The following is an 18538-nucleotide window of genomic DNA, read 5'->3' on the forward strand; positions in this document are numbered from 1 at the left end:
GCATGATCGAGACGCGGGACGAGTTCGAGCAAGCGGTGACCGAGGCGCGCCGGGCCGCGCAGGCCTATTACGACACCGGCGACGCGCTGATGACCGACGCCGACTACGACGCGCTCGCCGATCGGATCGCCGCCGCTGTCGTGGCCCACCCCGGCTGGGACGACCAGGGCGTGACCACGCAGGTCGCCGCCGGCGCGTCGGCCGGAGGGGACGTGCGCCACCCGACCCCGATGCTCTCGCTCGACAAGATCACCACCACTGAGGAGGTCGGCGAGTTCGTCGCCACCCTCGGCGGCGACGGCTGCCTCGTCGAGGTGAAGCTGGACGGCCTGGCCATTCGCGCCGAATACGCCGGGGGCCGGCTGGTGCTCGCCGCGCTGCGCGGTGACGGCAGCACCGGCGAGGACGTGACCGCCCAGGTCAGACGCGGTGTGGCCGGGCTGCCGACCGCGCTGGGCACTCCGTGGACCGGCGAGGTGCGCGGCGAGGTCTACATGACCGTCGCCGACTTCGAGACCGCCAGCGCCAACCGGGTCGCGGCCGGCGCCAAGGCGTTCGTGAACTCGCGCGGCGCCGTGGCCGGGTCGATCCGCAGCATCGACCGGACCTACGAGACGCCGATGACCTTCGCGGCCTACGAGCTCAGCGGCGACTTCGGCAGCCACCTGGAGCGGATGGCGTTCGCGGCCGGCCTCGGCTTCCCCGCCGCGTGCGACCTGATCCCGGCCGTCGCCGGCGAGCGGGTCACCGCCGAGGAGGTGACCGCCGCGATCGAGGCGATCGGGGCGCAGCGCGCCGACCTGGTGTTCCCCATCGACGGCGCGGTGATCAAGGCGAACCGGGAGTCGACCCGGCGGCGGCTCGGGCTGGCCAGCCGCACGCCGTACTGGGCGGCCGCCTTCAAATACCCGCCGGACACGGCGTCGACCGTCCTGCGCGACATCGAGGTCCGCGTCGGCCGGACCGGCCGGATCACCCTGCGCGCGATCATCGACCCGGTCTACGTCGCCGGCACCACCGTCACCCGGGCCACGCTGCACAACCCGCAGTGGGTTCTCGACCAGGGCCTCGCCGTCGGCCAGACCGTCGCGGTGTGGCGGGCCGGCGACGTGATCCCGCGCGTGACCACACCGATCGGCGAGCAGCCGCACGGCCTCACGCCGTGGACGCCGCCCGAGGTCTGCCCGCAGTGCGGCGAGCCGTGGGACAAGTCGAGCCTGCTGTGGCGATGCCACACGGCGTCGTGCTCGCTCGTCGGGCTGATCACGTACGCGGCCGGACGCGACTGCCTCGACATCGACGGGCTCGGTGAGGAGATCGTGATCGCCCTCGTCGAAGCCGAGCTGGTCCGTGATCTCGCCGACCTCTTCGACGTCACCCTCGAGCAGTTCGCGACGCTGCGGACCGGCGACGGCAACCGCCAGGTCGGTCTCTCGGTCGCGGGCCGGATCACGGCCGGTCTGGAGCACGCCCGGCAGCAGCCGTTCAACCGGGTGATCACCTCACTGGGCATCCGGATGACCGGCCGCTCGGTGGGCCGCTGGCTGGCGTCGCGGTTCAAGACGATGGACGCGCTCCGGGCGGCCTCGGTCGAGGAGATCGCCGAGATCGACAAGATGGGCCTGATCAAGGCGCAGCACGTGGTGGACGGCCTGGTGGCGATGGGTGACGTGATCGATCGGCTCGGTGCCGCCGGCCTCGCCATGGCCGTCGTCGACGACGGATCGGTCAAACCCCTCGCCGGGCAGGTCTACGTGGTCAGCGGCAGCGTGCCCGGCTACACCCGCACCACGGTCAGCGAGCGGATCGAGGCGCTCGGCGGCACGGCCAGCGGCAGCGTCTCGGCGAAGACGACAGCGCTGGTGACGGCCGAGACCGGCACCAGCAAGGCGAAGAAGGCGGCGCAGCTCGGCATCCCGGTGATCGACCCGGAGGAGTTCGCGCGGATGCTGGCCTGAGCCCGCGGATCGTGGAGCGTCACGTCCGTCCCCCGCGGATCTTGGAGTTTCACGTCCGGCCCCCCGCGGATCTTGGAGCTTCGCGTCGCACCCGGCGGATCTTGGATCTCCCCGCGTCGCGGATCTTGGAGTTTCGCGCGGGCGGTGATCAGGTCTGGATGAAGGCGACCAGGCTCTCCAGCTCGGGCGTCTTCGTCGCCTCCCGCAGCGACTCGGTCAGCGCCTTGTCGTGCGTCGGCCTGGCCTGGTCGAGCAGTGCCTGGCCGGCCGGCGTCAGTTCGGTGTAGATGCCCCGGCGGTCGTCCGCGCAGAGGATCCGGGTCAGCAGGCCGCGGTCTTCCAGGCGGGTGACCAGCCGGGTCGTCGCGCTGCTCGACAGCGCCGCGGCCCGGGCCAGCTGACGCATGCGCATGTGCCAGCCGTCCTGCCGGCTCAGCGCGTCGAGCACCGTGTACTCCACCACGGACAGCTGATGGGACGCCTGAAGCCGCCGCTCCAGCTCGGTCTCGATGAGTCCGTGCAGCGCGGCCAGCCGCCGCCAGCCCTGTGCGCGTACTTCGATCGCGTCATCGGTGATCCCCACGTGGCCGAGGATACACCGCCTTGCGCCGATATAGCGCGCGTGCAACTATCGCTGAGGTTGTTGCACACGCGCTCTATCTTCGTTGGAAGGCAAACATGCCCATCGCGCTCTACGCGCTCGCCATCGGCGGGTTCGGGATCGGGCTCACCGAGTTCGTCATCGCCGGCCTGCTGCCGGAGGTGGCCGCGGACTTCGGCGTGACCGAGGCCGTCGCCGGCTACCTCATCTCCGGCTACGCGCTGTCGGTAGCCGTCGGGGCGATCGCCCTGACCGCCGCCCTCGGCCGGGTCGACCGCAAGAAGGCCCTGCTCGGCCTGCTGATCCTCTTCATCGCCGGCAACCTGCTCTCCGCCGTCGCGCCCTCCTACGAGCTGATGCTGCTCGGCCGCGTCCTCGCCGCCCTCTGCCACGGCGCTTTCTTCGGCATCGGCTCGGTCGTCGCCGCCGACCTGGTGCCGGCCAACCGCAAGGCCGCCGCGATCTCGATCATGTTCGGCGGTCTGACCATCGCCAACGTGCTCGGCGTGCCGCTCGGCACCTTCCTCGGGCAGGCCGCCGGCTGGCGTGCCACGTTCTGGGCGATCTCGGTCGTCGGTGTGGCCGCGATGATCGGCATCGGGTTGCTGGTCAAGCCGACGCCGGCCGCCGCTTCCTCCTCGTTCCTGGACGAGTTCGCCATCTTCAAGAACCGGCAGGTCTGGCTCTCCATGATCGTCACCGTGCTCGGCTTCGGCGGCATGTTCGGCGCGTTCAGCTACATCGCCTACACGCTCACCGAGGTCAGCGGCTTCAGCAGCGCCGCCGTGCCGTGGCTGCTCGTCCTCTTCGGCGTCGGTCTCTTCGCCGGCAACATCGCCGGCGGCAGGGCGGCAGATCACAACCTCGGTCGTACGCTCACCGCTCTGCTCGCCGGCCTCACCGTCGTACTGGCCCTCTTCGCCGCGACGGCCGGAAGCCAGGTCGCCACGATCGTGGCCCTGCTCCTGATGGGTGCGTTCGGGTTCGCGACCGTGCCAGGATTGCAGATGCGCATCCTGGCCCACGCCTCCGGCGCGCCCACGCTCGCCTCGGGCGCGAACATCGCCGCGTTCAACGTCGGAAACGCGTTCGGCGCCTGGATCGGCGGGCTCACCCTGGCGGCCGGGCTCGGCTACACCGCACCGCTCTGGGCCGGCGCCGCCGTGACCCTCGCAGGACTGCTGGTCTTCCTCCTCGCCGCGGTTCTGCCCGGTGGCGAGTTCCGCCGGTTTTCCCTTGCCGCCGCTGGGCAAGATCGTCTTGGTCGACTCTAGGTTCCAGGAGAGAATCATGAACACCATCACCCTGAACGACGGCGTCGTGATGCCGCAGCTCGGCTTCGGCGTCTTCCAGATCCCCGACGACCAGACGACGGCGGCGGTGACCACGGCCCTGGAGACCGGGTACCGCAGCATCGACACCGCGGCGGTCTACCGCAACGAGGTGGGCGTCGGCCGGGCTCTGGCCGAGTCGGGCATCAAGCGCGACGAGCTGTTCATCACGACGAAGCTGTGGATCAGCGACCTCGGCAACGCCCGGGACGCGCTGCGCAAGAGCCTCGACAGGCTCGGCCTCGACCAGGTCGACCTCTACCTGATCCACTGGCCGGCGCCGAAGACCGACGCCTACCTGGATGCCTGGCAGGCCCTCGAGCAGCTCAAGTCCGAAGGCCTGACCCGCAGCATCGGCGTCTCCAACTTCGAGCCGGTCCACCTCGACCGGGTAGCCGGCCTCGGCGGCAGCCTGCCCTCGGTCAACCAGATCGAGGTCCACCCGCTCCTGCAGAACCGGGCAGCCTCGGAAGCCGGCGCCGGCTACGGCATCGTGACCGAGGCGTGGAGCCCGCTCGCCCAGGGCGGCGTCCTCGACGCGGCCCCGATCGTCGCCGCCGCCGCAGCCCACGACGTGACCCCGGCCCAGGTCGTCCTGCGCTGGCACCTCCAGCAGGGCCGCGTCGTCATCCCCAAGTCGGTGACCCCGTCCCGCATCGCCGAGAACCTCGACGTCTTCGGCTTCGACCTCACCGCCGCCGAACTGTCAGCCATCGACGCCCTGGAGTCCGACGGCCGCACCGGCCCCCACCCGTCCACCTTCAACGGCTGACCGCCGGTCCGCCGCAGTCCCCCCGCGCGCGTCAATGCCGATGTGGTTGAACGGCACGCGCGCGGGGGCCACGGCCTGTCGGTTCGCTGGCCTGTTCGTCCGCTGGCCTGTTCGTCCGCTGGCCTGCTGGTCCGCTGGCCTGCTGGTCCGCTGGCCTGCCGCCCGGCGTCTCTCCTGCTCGCCCGCGGGCAGATCTTGGGCGATTTTCTAACTCGTGGGTGAAGAATCGCCCAAGAGCCGCTGTTGGCCGCTCGTGTGGTCGAGTGGTGGGACGGTCGTACGTGTCGGCAGCCCACATAGACGCTTCAGCCGTGCGCGTTGGCGGCCAGGCGGGTGGTCGGCTGAGTACGCGCCGCGCGCTCTCGCTCCCGTTCGCCCCCACGCTGCCGCAGATCTTGAGCGATCCTCCACATCCTGGGGTCCAGCACCTCCCAAGATCTGCCGTGTGCCGTGTGCCGTGTGCCGTGTGCCGTGTGCCGCGTGTCGCGTGCCGCCTGCACGACGAGGCGGTCGCAGGGTCCCGCGTGCAGACAGTCGTCTCGAAGGAGCGGCTGAGCGCGTACCGCCGCCCCACACCGCCGCAGATCTTGAGCGATCCGCGACCTCGTGGGGTCCAGGATCGCTCAAGATCTGCTGAGGCGGCGCGGCTTGACGGTCGCACGTGCAGGAAGCTATCGGCGAGGGCGACTGAGTGCCCACCGCCCTCCCGCACCGATCTTGGGTGATCCTCCATCTCGGGGGATGCAGAATCGCCCAAGATCGCTACTGGCGGGCAAGGCGCTCGCGCGGCCATGCGGTCGAGCAGGCAGGTGACCATCGCGGGCGGGAGCCGAGCGGGCATGCGGTCACAGTCCGGCGAGCCGACCGCGATCAGGCCACTGCGATCCTGTAGTGACGCGCTCGGACGGTCATGCGCACAGTGGTGGCGAGTCCGGACGGTCATGCGCACAGTGGTGGCGAGTCCGGACGGTCATGCGCAAAGTCGTGGCGCGCTCGCGGTCATGCGCAACATGGTGGCGAGTCCGGCCCGTCACGCGGCAGGTGAGAGGGCCGGCCAGACTGAGTAGTAGCGCCGCCATCCGGACAATCCGGCACACGCCCGGCGAGCTGTCCTGAGGTCCACACGTCAGGCATCTCCGCAGTCACACGGTCCCCGTCGGGCAGCCTCGCCGTCAAGCAGTCCCGTTAAGACAGACCCCGGTCCAGAGGCCATGCAGCTACACAGGTCAGGCATCAGACGGCCATGCCCTCCCCCGTGGTCGGCCCGGCGCAGGGTCACCACGTAGCCGCCCGCGCACCGGCCTACTGGTCGACGGTGAAAATCACTGATCTGCCCGCTGCCGCCGCCCTCCCATAGAAGTCGCGAACCTCCCGGAAGTAGTGCCAGAGGTAGTCGAAATCCTCCATCCCACCCTGGCCGACACGCTGGTGGCGGTCCCGCAGCCACCCCTCGTCGACTCCCTGCAACGCCGTAGCCACCGCAGGGACGTCGGCGGCCGGGACGTGGGCCACGACGTAGTCAGCACCCTCGTAGTGGTGGCCGCCACCGAGCACCGCCGTCTCCAGCGGGCCGCCGCCGTGCCGGCCGTAACCGCAGCGCAGCGTGCCGTCCCCGAGGCAGCGGTGCAGGGCGTCCCACGACTTGTCGACCTCGCAGAGCCACGCGTCGTCCCACTGCTCCTCGACGGACTCGACGAAGTCGCGCACCTCGTCGTCGTCGGCGGTGGCGACGAGCGCGTCGTCCTGCTCACGAGTCAGCGCGAAGAACACTCCACGGCATGCCATGGCCCACACGTTAGGGGCTGAGTACGACGAATTCACGAGACCGCACTTCACACCCTATGTAGAAAAACTTGTGAGGGTAGGTTACGGTCTGCGGCATGACCCATCCCGTACGAGTGACCGCAGCCGTGTCGAAGGTGCTGGCGGCACTTCTCGAAGATCCCGGGGCCTACCGCTACGGCCTCGACCTCATGCGTGCCAGCGGGCACCCGAGCGGGACCCTCTATCCGATCCTGCTCCGGCTGCAGAAGGCCGGCTGGGTCGAGACGCAGTGGGAGGAGATCGACCCGGTCGTGGCCGGCCGACCCGCGCGGCGGTACTACAAGCTGACCCCGGACGGGCTCGCCGCCGCCCGTACCGAGCTGGCGGCCCTGCGGCAGCAACTGGACAAGGCGTTCGGCGGCGTCCCGAAACCGGAGCTGGCATGAGCGCGCGGAACCGGCTCGCCCACCGATTCCTGGACCTGGCTGCGAAGCGCTGGCCGGCCGGCATCCGCGACGAGATGGCGCAGGAGTGGCACGCCGAGCTGGCCGCGATCCAGGCCGAGCCGGGCGGGACACGGGAGGGACTGGCGTACGCGTTCAGCCTCCTCGCCTCGCCCCCGTTCCGGGACGGCAGCGGCGCGCCGCGCGGATGGGGTGAGACCACGCCGCCGATGGCGCCCGCGTTCGCTGTCGTGTTCGCCGGGATGCTCACGCTCGGCGTGACGATGCTGGCCGGATCGCTGGTCGGCTACCTGACTCCTCTCCTCGGATACGAGACCTACGGCGGGAGCTGGAGCAGCACGCTTCTCGGAGGCGTCCTCGTGGCGGTCTGGTGCGTGCTGGCCGGTCATCGGCTCGGCCGCCGATTGCCGATAGGGCAAACCAAGCGATTCGGTACGGCGACAGCCGCCGCGTTCGCGCCGCTGCTGCTCACTCCGGCGCTGCTCACCCAGGCGGTGATCGGGCAGGACCCGCTCTACGTCGTCGCGGTGCTGGCCGGTTTGGCGATCTGGGTTCCGGGTCTCGCCGTGCTCGGTGTCGCGGCGGTTCGCGGCCGCCTGCGGTGGACCCTGCTGGCCGGGGTGCCGCTGGTGAGCGTCGCCGCGGCTGCCGTCGCCGGCGTGCCGCAGATGCTGACCAGTACGACGCCCGGGGCCGTGTTCATCGCCTCGATGCTCAGCGGCGAGCCGCCGTCCGAGTTCACCGTGATGCCGGACGGCGAGCTGTCCAGCCGCTCCTTCTACTGGATGGGCCCGTGGGCGGTGACGCTGGCGGTGTTCGGTGTGCTGGCGCTCGCCTACGGCCTCGGTGCCCGGCGACCGGCTCCGGCCGTCGTCACCGTGCCCCGGCCGGAGAACGAGCAGGTCGCGCCGCCCGCCGGAATTCTGTCGGTGGCCGGCGCTCTGGTGGTCGCGCTCGGGGTGGCGGGGTGGGCCTACACCCTCGCGGTCCTCAGTCCGGCCATGCCCGGTGTCTCGGCCGTCGCGCCGATGCCGGGTGGGGACGGCGAGATCTACCTGTGGGTGGCCGAGCTGCGCTGGGGTGCGATCCTGCTGGCTGCCGTCGGCATGCTGGCCGCGGCCGCCGACCGGTGGCGGGCCGGGATCTCCGCCGTCGTGCTCACCGTCCTGCTGGTGCTGGCCGACGGCGTGCTGGTCCGTGCCGGCGTGAGCGGCGGCGGCGGCCTGCGGCTGGCCCTGCTGACCGCCGCCGTGGCGACGGTCGCAGCCTGGTTCGCCGCCGGGCGACGACTGAAGACAGGTGGCCGGCGGGATGCGGCTGTGCGGCGGCGGGTGGCGGCCGCCGCGGTCATCGGGGCGGTCTGTGCGCCTCAGCTGCTGTTCCAGGGGACCCCCGGCGTGAACCATCCCTACTTGCCCGCCGGACTGGTGTGGACCACCACCGGGCTGGCGGCGCTCGGAGTGGTGCTGGCGTCGGTGGCCGCGGTGACGCTGAGCCGTCGCCGGCTGCCGGTCGGCGTGGCGGTGCTGGTGCTCGTCGTTCCGGTGGTGGCGGTGGCCGTGGCCGGACTGTCTCCCGTGCCGGCCGCGTCCGAGGACAACGGGTCGGCGCTGTGGGGCGCCACCGTGGGACTGCCGCTCGCCGTGCTGACGATCGGGCTGCTGCGGCGGCACCGGGCACGGCCGCGAGGACGGACGGCCGCGCTGTGGGTGCTGATGGCCGCGGCCGGGGCGCCGGCCACGATCGCGCTGTGGCTGGGGTCGGCGTTCTTCCTGTCGATGGTGCCGGATCTGCTGTTCGCGATCGAAGGTCTCGGCTATCCGGCGGACGGCATCTCGGTGGTTCCGGGCGCGGCGCTGCTGGTCACGCCGTTCGCGGCACTGGTGGCGGCGCGGCTGGGCGGTGCGGTGGCATCCACAGATGTCGTTCCGGCATCTACGGTGGAGGCAGCCGCCACCACCTGAGGGGATCCACATGAGCGTTGTGATCACCGGTATGGGCGCCACCACGCCGCTCGGCGGGGACGTGGCATCGCTGTGGCAGGGCGTCCTCGACGGCCGGTCGGGGGTGCGCCGCGTCGACGATCTGCTGCGAGGTTTCGCGCTGCCGACGGTGATCGCGGCTCCTATGGCGGTATCTCCCGACACGGTGCTTCCCCGCGTACAGGCGAGAAGGTTGGATCGTGCTGAGCAGGCCGCGCTGGTGGCCGCTCGGGAGGCGTGGGCGGACGCCGGGAATCCCGGGGCGGAGCCGGAGCGTGTGGCGGTGGTGATCGGGACCGGCATCGGCGGGGTGTCGACCGCGCTGGCGCAGGACGACCTGATCGAGGAGCAGGGGCCGGGGCGGATCTCGCCGCTGACCATCCCGATGATGATGCCCAACGGGCCGGCCGCCTGGGTGAGCATCGAGCTGGGGGCGCGGGCGGGGACGTTCACGACGGCTTCGGCCTGCGCGTCCGGGGCGGAGGCGCTCAGTCTCGGCGTCCGGCTGATCCGCGACGGTGACGCCGACGTCGTGATCGCCGGCGGGGTGGAGTCGTGCATCGAGCCGCTGATCGTGGCGGGGTTCGCGCAGGCGCGCACGCTGTCCAAGCGGAACGACGATCCGGAGCGGGCGTCGCGGCCGTTCGACGCGGGCCGGGACGGGTTCGTGCTGGGGGAGGGCGCGGGAGTGCTGATCCTGGAGCGCGAGGAGTTCGCCGCGGCCCGGGGCGCGCGGGTGCACGGGCGGCTCGCCGGGTTCGGGGTGACCGCCGACGCCCATCACATCACCGGACCCGACCCCGCCGGGACCGGGCAGATCCGGGCCATCCGGGCGGCGGTGGCGGCGGCCGGGCTGACCGCTGCGGACGTCGACCACGTGAACTGCCACGCCACGTCCACCGTGGTCGGCGACCTCGGGGAGGCGGCGGCGATCCAGGCGGCGCTCGGCGACCACGTGGTGCTGACCGCGCCGAAGTCCGGCCTCGGTCACCTGGTCGGCGGCGCGGGCGCGGTGGAGAGCATCCTCACCGTGCTGACCGTTCGTGACGGGGTCATCCCGCCGACGCTGAACCTCGAGTCGAAGGCGCCTGAGGTGAAGCTGGACGTGGTGGCCGGTGAGCCGCGTGCACAGAAGGTGCGGGCCGCGATCTGCAATTCGTTCGGATTCGGCGGGCAGAACGTATCGTTGCTGTTCACGTCGGCGTGAACCCTGTCCTGTCCGCTTCAGTGATCTCTCTGAGCACCCGCGCCGGGTTCCCGACGGCGATCACATTCGCCGGCACGTCCCGCGTCACGACCGCCCCCGAGCCGATGACCGCGTTGTCGCCGATGGTCACCCCCTGATTGATCGTGACACCACCACCGACCCACACCCGGTTCCCGATCACCACCGGCGCCGCATAGCACCCACCGGCCATCCGTTCCCACGGGTCGATGGCGTGGTTCGAGGTGTAGATCCCGACCCGCGGCCCGAACAGCACGTGATCCCCGATGGTGATCCCGCCGTAGTCGAGCATCACGCAGTCGAAGTTGGCGTAGAAGTGGTCCCCGATGCTGATCCCCGACCCGAACTCGCACCGGAACGTCGGCTCGAAGTGGCAGCCGGCGCCGACGGTCTTCAGCAGCCTCGCCAGGATCGCCTCCCGTTCCGCGGCGGGACGGCCGAACGAGGCGTTGTACTCGTCCGTCAGAAGCACGGTCCTCTGCCGCGCCTCGATCAGCTCAGGCGCGAGATCGTTGTACATAGGACGATCATGTCAGTAACCGGTACGGTGCTGGGCGTGAACGGGCGCCGAGTGGTGAGCGACGACGAGGTGACGCGGGCCGGCTGCTTCTTCTTCCTGCGGCACGGCACCGTCGACATGGACGGCCTGGCCGCCGCGATGTGCATCAGCCGCGCGACCCTCTACCGCGTCACCCACGGGCGCGACCGGCTGCTCGGCGAGGTGCTGTGGCGACTCGCCGACCGGATGCTCGCCGAGGCCCGGCGCCGCAGGACGCAGCACGGGGTGGACGGGGCCATCGAGGTCACGCACCGGTTCGCCGAGGAGTTGCAGGCCTCCGAGCCGTTCCGCCGGTTCCTCGCCGCCGAGCCGGACGCCGCCGCGCGGATCCTGCTGACCCATGCCGGTGGCGTGACCGAACGGGTGGTCGTCACCCAGCTGGAGATCTTCAAGGAGGTGGGGCTGGATCGCGCGGGCGCTGACGTGGCGTACCTCTATGTCCGGATCATCGAATCGGCCCTCTATGCCGAGCTGGTGGCGGGACGGCCGGCCGATCTGGCCCTGGCCGAACGTGCGGTGAGGACCTTGCTGAGACAGCTGTCGCAGCTTTCCTGTTAATCATGGTGTAACGCATCGACACCTGATTATGGTGCGGCGATGCCGACACCTGCTCCACGTTCGCGTCACTGGCAATGGCTGCTGGTTCTGCCCGTGGCTGCGCCTCTTCTGACTCCTCTCGCCAACCGCATCGAGCCGACCCTGCTGGGCGTGCCGTTCTTCTTCTGGTACCAGTTCGCCTGCGCGCTCTTCGCGATCGCGGTGATCACCGGCGTGCACCTGGCGACCCGTGAGGGCGTCGATGAGTGATCGTCAGGTCGAGGTCGGGGTGTTCCTCGTCCTCATGGGACTCGTGCTGGTGCTCGGCTTCGGCGCGGCGCGCTGGCGGGCGCCGGAGGATCCGCACAGCCTCGAGGAGTGGGGTGTCGGCGGCCGGTCGTTCGGCAACTGGGTCACCTGGTTCCTGATCGGCGGGAGCATGTACAGCGCGTACACGTTCATCGCCGTCCCGGCCCTCACCTACGGCATCGGCGCCGTCGGCTACTTCGCGGTGCCGTTCGCGATCATCACGACGCCGCTGACGTTCCTGTTCACGACGCGGGCGTGGTCGGTGGCGCGCCGGCACGGTTTCGTCACCCTGAGCGAGTTCGCGAGCGCGAGGTTCGGTTCGCCCGGGCTGGGTGCGGCGGTCGCGGTCACCGGGATTCTTGCGACCATGCCGTACGTCGCCGTGCAGCTGCTGGCCCTTCAGGCGGTCCTCCGGACGGTCGGCTTCGGTGGTGAGTGGCCTCTGCTGGCCGCGGTGACAGTGGTGTCGGTCTGCACCTTCCGATCCGGTCTGCGGGCGCCGGCCCTGCTCTCCGTGGTCAAGGACGTGCTGATGGCGTGGATGCTGCTCACCGCGGTCCTGATGGTCGCCATGTACGGCGGCTGGGACCACACCTTCCAGCAGTCCGCCGAGCACTTCGCCGCCACCCCGAACCCGGGCGACGGCCTGCTGCTGCCGCCGACCGGCCACCTCGGCTTCCTGACCCTGGTGATCGGCTCCGCACTGGCGATCTTCGCGTACCCGCACGCGCTCGTCGGCATGCTGGCCGCGAAGGACCGGGCGACGGTACGCCGCAACGCCGCCGCCCTCCCGATCTACTGCATCGCGCTCGCGCTGATGGCCCTGCTCGGCTTCTTCGCGCTCTCCCGCGGGATCACGCCGGTCGACGGCGACCTCAACACCGTCATCCCGCGCCTGATCCACGAATACTTCCCGAGTTGGTCAGCGGGCATCGCGTACGCCGGCCTGAGCGTGGCAGCACTCATCCCGGCAGCGGTCATGTCCATCGCGGCGGCCAACGCGTTCACCCGCAGCCTGTTCCGCCCCTACCTGCGCCCCGACGCCGCCCCGGCGACCGAGGCCCGGGTCAGCCGATGGGTGTCGCTGCTGGTCAAGTTCGGCGCGGCCGCCCTGATCCTCGCCGTCGACCCGACGTTCTCGGTGGACCTGCAGCTCATCGGCGGTGTGATCATCCTGCAGACCATCCCGGCCGTCTTCCTGGGCCTGCTCACCGGCTGGTTCCACCGGACGGCGCTGCTCACCGGTCTCTTCTCCGGACTCGCCACCGGCATGTGGATGCTCTACGACATCCCGAACCCCACCACCGGCACCGGCCACTTCGGCGGCTCCTCCTGGCCCCTCGGTAACGGCGCCACCATCTACGTCGGCATCGTCGCCCTCCTGGTCAACCTGGCCGTGGTCGTGGCGATGACCCTCTTCCTGCGAGCAGCCGGCCACCAAGGTGGCCTGGACGCGACCACCCCGGACGACTACCTGGCCGACGCCGGCGACGCCCACCTCAAACGCCTCGACGACCTGATCGACGGCCTCCCGCGAAAGCACCCGGTAGCCTTCGACGGCCGCGGGGACACAGGTCGCCACGCCCACCGCCCGGAATCCCTGAGCGATCTGCGGAGCCGCTGAGACGACGGCCAAGCACCTAGGTTCCTAGGACGCCCGGCGGGTTCGACGCGTGGTGGAATGTTGTGGGGCTCAGGACACCTCCGACCTTCCACCGAGACTCGCGAGGATGCGCACGGCCGTTGCAGACGAGGTGGGAGTCGAGGATCTCTGACTTTCCACCAAGCTTGCGACGATGCGCACGGCCGGTTGCGGATCTTGGATGTTCCCCGGGCAGGTGACGAGGCGGAGGTCGGCGGTGGCTGCGACAGCCGGGGGCCTTGAGGGCCGGTCGCTCTGAGAGCCGGTCGCTGTGTTGCTCGGACGGCCTCTCGGCGTGGTGGGTCGTGTGCTTCGGTTGCTTGATGGAGAGTCGTGGGGCCCAGGGCACCTCCGACTTTCCATCAAGCCTCGCACCGGTGGCATCCAACAGCAGATCTCGGACGGTTCATGGGGAGGGCGGCGGTGGTGGCTCTGCACGTGGCGGTCTGCGGTCCCCGGGAATGCACGGACGCGGAAGCCGCGCTGGCCAGGCGGGTCGGGGAACTGCTTGCCGCGCGGCAAGCAGTCGTCATCTGCGGCGGCGGTGGCGGGGTGATGGCCGCTGTCGCCGCCGGGGTGCGCGCCCGCGACGGGCTCGTGATCGGGATCCGGCCCGGTGACGGCTCTGACGGCGCCGACGGCGCTGACGGCGGTGACGAAGCCTCGCCTGATCTGTCGGCGACGATCGTGACGAACATGGGGGAGGCGCGGAACGCGATCATCGTGCAGAGCGCCGACGCCGTGATCAGCGTGGGTGGTTCGTGGGGGACGCTCAGCGAGGTCGCTCTGGCCGTGCGCCGCGGCGGGATTCCGGTGATCGCGCTCGGCGGCGGCTGGCGCGTCGTCGATGCGGACGGTGTCGCCGTGCCCGGAATCGATCAGGCCGATACCCCGGAAGAAGCGGTCGGGAAGGCGATGGCAGGCCGGGGCTGAGGAACCCTGGCCCACCACTGTCACTTCACCGTGAGGGACACCGGCCCGAACAGGCCGTTCGAAGTCGGGGTGCGCGCCCCGAACTCGGCCGGGCGGTGCACCCGCAACCGGTTGAGCAGGGTGCTGGCCACCTTCACGGTCACCGTGTTGACGCCCGGCTTCAGCGCGTCGCCGAGGTCGATCACGGTGGAGAGCTGGTCGGCGGGCCGTGCCTGGCGACCGTTCACGAACACCTGGTAGGAGCCGCCCACGCCGCCGAGGTCCAGCTGGAACCGCGCGCCACGGTAGGTGGACGGCACGGTCACGGTCGTGCGGTAGGTGCCGACACCGACAGCGTCGGCGAGCCCCGGGATCTCGTTCCACGGGCGAAGATCAAGGTCAGGGACCGACGTCGTACGGTGGATGGTCGTCGACGACGAGTCGGCGGCCGTTCCCGGGAGCCATTCGTCGAGGCTGAGCGACCACTGACCGAGAGCGATCGGTGCGCCGGACGTGCCCGTGCGCACCGGGGCGAGCCGCTTCCCGGTGAACGCCGGACCGGCCAGCGCGATGATCGTGGCCGCGCCGGCGGGCAGCGAGACACGCAGCGAGTTGCTGTCGCCGGCCGCCGTGATGTCACCGGTCCACGGGTCGAGGCGGTAGGCGACCGAGCCCGCGCTGCCGGCCAGCGCCGCCGTCGTGGTGACGGCCCGGTCGCTGCCGTTGACCAGCACGTAGTACCGGTTCGCGCCGTCGACGCGGACGGTCGAGGTGACGGCCCGGTCGCCGATCCGCGCGTCGGGGCGGACCCCGAGCTTGGTCAGGGCGTCCGCGTCGCCGGTGGCGGTGCGGACGTTCGGCAGCTTGCGGAGATCGGTGAACACGGCACGGAGAGCCTTGTCGCCGGCGGCCGCCGCCGCGGCGGATCCGGCGTACCCGATGGTGTGCTGCGGCCCGGCGCCGATGATCACGACGGTGAGTCCGTCCCGGGCCTTGCGGGCGATGGCCCGCGCCGAGTCGAGGGACATCGGCGAGCTGTCAAGGACCAGAGCGCGATAGGAGGTCTTCCCGCCGAGCGCGCCGGGAGTGACGTAACCGTAGGTGTATCCGGCCCGGGCGAGGAACGTGCCGTCGTGGGTCGGCTCGTCACCGCCGAACGTCTGGTTCAGCACGGCGACGTCGTACCGTGCCTGGCCGGTCTGCAGCGTCTGCTGCATGCGGCTGTAGTAGTCGGCGAGCTCCGGCTCCATCGTCCACGTCGCCTGGCGCGGCCCGAACGCCTCGCCGATGTTGCTGCCGAAGCCGTGGAAGCCCGGCCAGTACGCGGCGTTGTCGGTGATCGTGCCGTCCGCGCTCGGCGGGATCGCCGGGTACGGCAGCCCGTGGAAGACCATCTGGCTGATGCCGAGCGCGTACTCCCGGTTCGCCAGCGCCACGATCTGCGCGGGGGTCAGACCGTACAGGTTGCCGAAGCCGCCGGGCAGCATCTCGCTGGTCACCAGGCTCTTGCCGGCGACGGCGGCGCTGGTCGTGGTGGTGCGCATCCGGGCCTCGGAGCAGCCGAGCGACTCGCACTCGGTGATGTCCAGGCGCTTCGCGGCGTCACCGAGGTCGATCGGCTCGCCGTACGGCTGGGCGCGGTACTTCAGGCCGAGCCGGTTCGCCCACGCCTTGATCGGTTCGAGGTGGTTGGTCAGGTACAGCTCGCTGATCGTGGCCTCGACGTCGTGCCGGATCCGCTCGACCGCCTCGGACTGCCCGGCCGCGAACGTGTAGTTCGGGCTGGGGGAGCCGAACGGGCTGCTCGGTGCGGTACGGGCGATCACCGGCAGGTACGGCTTCAGGTCGTACCCATGAAGGCTCTTGAATGCCGACAGGAAGCTCGTCGTCCAGAGCTGGGCGCCGTTGAGTTCGAGCGAGTCCTCGAAGATCGATCCGCCGTTCGCGCGCAGCAACCGGCGGGTCTCGGCGTCCAGAAGGCCGTCGAAGTAGGTGAGGAACGCGCTGGTCCCGGCCTTGTCCAGGTGGTTGATCACGCGGGACTCGGGGTCGGAGAGCGGCGAGACGGTGCTGCCGAACGGGGCGTCGTTGCGCTGCGCGGTGCCGCGCTTCCAGTAGCCGGTGATCGTCCAGGTGCCGGTCGCCGGCGCGGTCCAGGTGATCCGGCCGTCGCGGATGCCGCCGCTGATGTCGATGACCGTGCCGAGGTCGATGGCCGGCGTGGTCTCGGCGCAGGTGGCGACGCAGCGGGCGGCGGTCGCGGTGACGATGCTCGCGGCGGACGTCCTCGTGGTGCTGGTGACGACGCCGTTCGTGACGGTCCGGTCCTGGTAGGTGCGGGCCGCGGGTTGCGGGACGGCGCCGCGATAGGTGGCGCCGCCCGCGACGACCGCGCCGGCGGTGACCAGTTCCTGGCTCGCCGCGGCGCTGCCGACGTCCAGGCCGGGGATCGCCGCCGGCCAGCGGCTTCCCAAGGTCAGATCGATCTGTACGCCGAGCTTCTGGCCTTCGGCCAAGACTGCTTTGACCGCTTTGCGCCAATCGGCGTCGCCGTAGGAGTGCTCGTCGGGGTCGACGACGTAATCGGTGCCGTCCATGACCATGGCGATCTCGACGCCCTTGTAGCCCGCCGCGGCCACCTGACGCAGCTGCTTCACGGCGGTGCCCGCGTCCACCGACGACGGCCACCACCAGCGGAACATGGCGCTGGTCTCGGACCTCGCGGCGGCGAAGTCGGCGGCGAACCGGGTGGGCTTGCCACCGGCGTGTGCCGCCGTGGACAGAGGGAGGGTCAGCGCGAGGGCGAGCGCCGCGGAAAAGAATCTCTTCATTGACATCCTTCCGTGAATCGTTTCAAATAATGAGCCTGTTAACGTGACGGAAATCATCCGTTGACCCGGCCCGGGCGGACAAGAGCGGAGCGGCCATGAACTCAATCGATGCCGTCATCACCGCCGTCGATGCCGGGTCCGACGACCTGGCATCGCTCGACTTGAACCTGCTCACGGCCCTGCGCGCGCTGCTCCAGGAGCGCAGCGTCACCCGGGCCGGCGCCCGGCTCGGCCTGGGTCAGCCCGCCACGAGTGCGGCGCTGCGCCGGCTGCGCGGGCACTTCGGCGACCCGCTGCTGGTGCGGACCGGCACGGCGTACGAGCTGTCGCCCCTCGCCGCCGGCCTGCTCGCCGCCGTCGAGGAGGCGCTGGCCGCCGCCGAGTCGGTGCTGCTCGGCGCGCACGGCTTCGCCCTGGCCGCCGCGCGCCGGACGTTCACCGTGATGGCCTCGGATGGCGCGCTCGCCCTGCTCGCCCCGCACCTGCTGCCGGTCTTCGCCGGGACGCGGGGCCTGCGACTGGAGTTCGTGCCGCTGACCGACCCGGCCGTGCGCGACGCCGACGCCACCCTGCGAGCCGTCGACGGTCTCGTGCTGCCGCGCGGGATCGTCGCCGGCCACCCCGCCGAGGACCTGTGGAGCGACGAGTTCGTGATGGTCGTGGCGGAGGACTCGGCGTTGCGCGCGGAGACGATGACGCCCAAGTTGCTGGGCGGGATGCGGTGGGTCAGCTCGTTCCACGGCCCGTCGGTGCTGACCACCCTGGAGTCGTGGGGGATCCGGGCGGAGGTGCAGGTGGTCGTCCCGAGCTACCTCGCGATGCCGCTGGTGCTCGCCGCCTCACCCGGCCACGTCGGCCTGCTGCAGCGGCGGCTCGCCGAGCGGCTGCTGGCGCTCGGTGGCATCCGGATCCTGCCGCCGCCGACCGGCGCCGGCGAGATCCGGATGGCGTTCTGGTGGCACGCCTCCCGGGAGCGCGAGGCGGCGCACGTGTGGTTGAGGCGGCTTGTTGCGTCTATTCAGCTATGAGTCGTTTCAACAGATCGTCCAGCGGAGGGGGCACGGCGATCTCGGTCAGCAGCCGGGCGTAGCGCACGTTGCGGCGCGAGCTGCTGCGGATGAACCGGTAGCACTGGGCCGTCGGCTCCTGCCCGCGCCAGGCCGGCTGCTTCTGGAACGACCGGAACGACCGCAGATCACCCTGATCGGCGAAGAGCTCGATCACGCCGTCGACACCGGCCGCGCGGATCAGCTCCTCCTCCAGGTCACCGTCGCAGACGAAGGTGGTCACCTCGCGCCGGAACAGTGCGGCCTCCCGCAGGTCACAGAGTCCGGCCAGGGGAGTGCGCCCCAGTTCCGCGACGGTACGCCCGATCGCGTGCGCACCGCCGATCGGCACGACGACGACCCGTTCCGCAGCGAGATCCCGGCCCCGGACCCGTGCCGCCGTCTCCAGCGCGATCCGGTCGGTGATCCCCTCGACGAGCACCACGGCGGCGGCGGATCCGGCCTGTGCCATGGCTTCGGCGGTGGCCCGCAGCGATGCGGCATTCGTCGGCATGAGCGCCATCGTGGTGGCGGCGGGCCCGCGGCGGCAACCCGATAACGGTGATCTCCCGGGTACGTGCCAACCCTCCCGTGCTTCACAGGGT

General features: G+C 70.9%; 16 protein-coding genes. 11 read left to right on the top strand and 5 right to left on the bottom strand.

Annotated features, from left to right (window positions below; all coding sequences use genetic code 11):
* Positions 1-2: 2 nt before the first annotated feature.
* The gene (gene ligA, locus EP757_RS30495; protein WP_127551861.1) at positions 3-1958 is read left to right on the top strand and encodes an NAD-dependent DNA ligase LigA; all 1956 of its coding nucleotides are present in this window, start codon (positions 3-5) and stop codon (positions 1956-1958) included.
* A 148-nt stretch (positions 1959-2106) separates the two neighbouring features.
* On the opposite strand, the gene EP757_RS30500 is transcribed toward ligA, so the two are convergent.
* Positions 2107-2541, bottom strand: coding sequence for a MarR family winged helix-turn-helix transcriptional regulator (locus tag EP757_RS30500; RefSeq protein ID WP_127551862.1), 435 nt, complete (start codon positions 2539-2541; stop codon positions 2107-2109).
* Between the two features lie 95 nt (positions 2542-2636).
* On the opposite strand from EP757_RS30500, the gene EP757_RS30505 reads away from it, so the two are divergent.
* Both EP757_RS30505 and EP757_RS30510 read left to right on the top strand, forming a co-directional pair.
* Positions 2637-3833 carry an MFS transporter gene (locus EP757_RS30505; protein WP_127551863.1) on the top strand — a complete coding sequence of 399 codons (1197 nt, stop codon included), beginning with the start codon at positions 2637-2639 and terminating at the stop codon, positions 3831-3833.
* Positions 3834-3849: 16 nt separating this feature from the next.
* Entirely contained in the window at positions 3850-4662 is an 813-nt protein-coding gene (locus tag EP757_RS30510) for an aldo/keto reductase (RefSeq protein WP_127551864.1), read from the top strand.
* A gap of 1302 nt (positions 4663-5964) precedes the next feature.
* On the opposite strand, the gene EP757_RS30515 is transcribed toward EP757_RS30510, so the two are convergent.
* Positions 5965-6447, bottom strand: coding sequence for a YfbM family protein (locus EP757_RS30515; RefSeq protein WP_127551865.1), 483 nt, complete (start codon positions 6445-6447; stop codon positions 5965-5967).
* Positions 6448-6542: 95 nt separating this feature from the next.
* On the opposite strand from EP757_RS30515, the gene EP757_RS30520 reads away from it, so the two are divergent.
* Genes EP757_RS30520 through EP757_RS30530 form a run of 3 tightly spaced genes read left to right on the top strand, consistent with a single transcriptional unit; the run spans position 6543 to position 10079 of the window.
* A complete protein-coding gene (locus EP757_RS30520; protein WP_127551866.1) occupies positions 6543-6872 on the top strand; it encodes a PadR family transcriptional regulator in 330 nt (109 codons plus the stop codon).
* Complete coding sequence (locus EP757_RS30525; RefSeq protein ID WP_127551867.1) at positions 6869-8854, top strand: hypothetical protein; 1986 nt, start codon at positions 6869-6871, stop codon at positions 8852-8854. Before EP757_RS30520 ends, EP757_RS30525 begins: the two co-directional genes overlap by 4 nt.
* A gap of 10 nt (positions 8855-8864) precedes the next feature.
* The gene (locus EP757_RS30530) at positions 8865-10079 is read left to right on the top strand and encodes a beta-ketoacyl synthase (RefSeq protein ID WP_127551868.1); all 1215 of its coding nucleotides are present in this window, start codon (positions 8865-8867) and stop codon (positions 10077-10079) included.
* Here the strand turns inward: EP757_RS30530 and EP757_RS30535 are convergent.
* The gene (locus tag EP757_RS30535; RefSeq protein WP_127551869.1) at positions 10066-10617 is read right to left on the bottom strand and encodes a sugar O-acetyltransferase; all 552 of its coding nucleotides are present in this window, start codon (positions 10615-10617) and stop codon (positions 10066-10068) included. The two genes, EP757_RS30530 and EP757_RS30535, sit on opposite strands and share 14 nt — an antisense overlap.
* A gap of 36 nt (positions 10618-10653) precedes the next feature.
* On the opposite strand from EP757_RS30535, the gene EP757_RS30540 reads away from it, so the two are divergent.
* The 4 genes from EP757_RS30540 (at position 10654) to EP757_RS30555 (ending at position 14077) form a co-directional block, all read left to right on the top strand.
* Entirely contained in the window at positions 10654-11214 is a 561-nt protein-coding gene (locus tag EP757_RS30540) for a QsdR family transcriptional regulator (RefSeq protein WP_232050079.1), read from the top strand.
* 39 nt (positions 11215-11253) lie between these two features.
* Complete coding sequence (locus EP757_RS30545; protein WP_127551871.1) at positions 11254-11463, top strand: DUF3311 domain-containing protein; 210 nt, start codon at positions 11254-11256, stop codon at positions 11461-11463.
* The gene (locus EP757_RS30550) at positions 11456-13126 is read left to right on the top strand and encodes a sodium:solute symporter (protein WP_127551872.1); all 1671 of its coding nucleotides are present in this window, start codon (positions 11456-11458) and stop codon (positions 13124-13126) included. The genes EP757_RS30545 and EP757_RS30550 overlap by 8 nt, the downstream gene beginning before the upstream one ends.
* 441 nt (positions 13127-13567) lie before the next feature.
* Positions 13568-14077 carry an LOG family protein gene (locus EP757_RS30555; RefSeq protein ID WP_232050081.1) on the top strand — a complete coding sequence of 170 codons (510 nt, stop codon included), beginning with the start codon at positions 13568-13570 and terminating at the stop codon, positions 14075-14077.
* 20 nt (positions 14078-14097) lie between these two features.
* Here the strand turns inward: EP757_RS30555 and EP757_RS30560 are convergent, their stop codons facing one another.
* A complete protein-coding gene (locus EP757_RS30560) occupies positions 14098-16887 on the bottom strand; it encodes a glycosyl hydrolase (protein ID WP_160165926.1) in 2790 nt (929 codons plus the stop codon).
* A gap of 95 nt (positions 16888-16982) precedes the next feature.
* On the opposite strand from EP757_RS30560, the gene EP757_RS30565 reads away from it, so the two are divergent.
* The gene (locus EP757_RS30565; protein WP_127551874.1) at positions 16983-17915 is read left to right on the top strand and encodes a LysR family transcriptional regulator; all 933 of its coding nucleotides are present in this window, start codon (positions 16983-16985) and stop codon (positions 17913-17915) included.
* Here the strand turns inward: EP757_RS30565 and EP757_RS30570 are convergent.
* Positions 17902-18447, bottom strand: coding sequence for a TOPRIM nucleotidyl transferase/hydrolase domain-containing protein (locus EP757_RS30570; RefSeq protein ID WP_197725413.1), 546 nt, complete (start codon positions 18445-18447; stop codon positions 17902-17904). The two genes, EP757_RS30565 and EP757_RS30570, sit on opposite strands and share 14 nt — an antisense overlap.
* Positions 18448-18538: the final 91 nt, after the last annotated feature.

Source organism: Actinoplanes sp. OR16 (assembly GCF_004001265.1).
Classification (GTDB): Bacteria; Actinomycetota; Actinomycetes; order Mycobacteriales; family Micromonosporaceae; genus Actinoplanes.

What these genes read in the sequence shown, in the direction of transcription:
- EP757_RS30530 (WP_127551868.1), top strand. Translation starts at nt 8,865, where the DNA reads ATGAGCGTTGTGATCACCGGTATGGGCGCCACCACGCCGCTCGGCGGG.
- EP757_RS30570 (WP_197725413.1), bottom strand. Translation starts at nt 18,447, where the DNA reads ATGCCGACGAATGCCGCATCGCTGCGGGCCACCGCCGAAGCCATGGCA.
- EP757_RS30510 (WP_127551864.1), top strand. Translation starts at nt 3,850, where the DNA reads ATGAACACCATCACCCTGAACGACGGCGTCGTGATGCCGCAGCTCGGC.
- EP757_RS30525 (WP_127551867.1), top strand. Translation starts at nt 6,869, where the DNA reads ATGAGCGCGCGGAACCGGCTCGCCCACCGATTCCTGGACCTGGCTGCG.
- EP757_RS30560 (WP_160165926.1), bottom strand. Translation starts at nt 16,887, where the DNA reads ATGAAGAGATTCTTTTCCGCGGCGCTCGCCCTCGCGCTGACCCTCCCT.
- EP757_RS30515 (WP_127551865.1), bottom strand. Translation starts at nt 6,447, where the DNA reads ATGGCATGCCGTGGAGTGTTCTTCGCGCTGACTCGTGAGCAGGACGAC.
- EP757_RS30550 (WP_127551872.1), top strand. Translation starts at nt 11,456, where the DNA reads ATGAGTGATCGTCAGGTCGAGGTCGGGGTGTTCCTCGTCCTCATGGGA.
- EP757_RS30520 (WP_127551866.1), top strand. Translation starts at nt 6,543, where the DNA reads ATGACCCATCCCGTACGAGTGACCGCAGCCGTGTCGAAGGTGCTGGCG.
- EP757_RS30535 (WP_127551869.1), bottom strand. Translation starts at nt 10,617, where the DNA reads ATGTACAACGATCTCGCGCCTGAGCTGATCGAGGCGCGGCAGAGGACC.
- EP757_RS30545 (WP_127551871.1), top strand. Translation starts at nt 11,254, where the DNA reads ATGCCGACACCTGCTCCACGTTCGCGTCACTGGCAATGGCTGCTGGTT.
- EP757_RS30565 (WP_127551874.1), top strand. Translation starts at nt 16,983, where the DNA reads ATGAACTCAATCGATGCCGTCATCACCGCCGTCGATGCCGGGTCCGAC.
- EP757_RS30505 (WP_127551863.1), top strand. Translation starts at nt 2,637, where the DNA reads ATGCCCATCGCGCTCTACGCGCTCGCCATCGGCGGGTTCGGGATCGGG.
- ligA (WP_127551861.1), top strand. Translation starts at nt 3, where the DNA reads ATGATCGAGACGCGGGACGAGTTCGAGCAAGCGGTGACCGAGGCGCGC.